The organism is Pelomicrobium sp. G1 (genome assembly GCF_051905455.1).
Classification (GTDB): Bacteria; Pseudomonadota; Gammaproteobacteria; order Burkholderiales; family UBA6910; genus Pelomicrobium.
This window is the reverse complement of the sequence record NZ_JBQACR010000469.1, coordinates 1-250: the sequence shown is the minus strand read 5'-3', so window position 1 is coordinate 250 and position 250 is coordinate 1. Positions and strand designations below refer to the sequence as shown.

Genomic DNA, 250 nt, shown 5'->3' with positions numbered 1-250 from the left:
ACCCCCAGGCCGTTGAAGATGGAGGCGAATTCCACCGCGATGTAGCCGCCCCCCACTACCAGCGCTCGCTCTGGAAGCCGCTCCAGGAAAAACGCAGCGTCGGAGGTGATCCCGAGCGCCGCCCCCGGGATCGGCGGCACGACGGCGTGGGCGCCAGTGGCCACCAGGAGGTGACCGGCGGTATAGTCCCGCTCCCCCACCCGGACCCGATGGGGACCCAGCACCCGGGCGCGGCCGCGCAGCAGGGTCA

General features: G+C 72.0%; 1 protein-coding gene. It reads right to left on the bottom strand.

Translation table 11 applies throughout. The features are described from left to right. Nucleotides 1-250: FAD-dependent oxidoreductase (locus tag ACTFO6_RS19260; RefSeq protein ID WP_439935931.1), on the bottom strand; the 250-nt coding region annotated here is incomplete at both ends.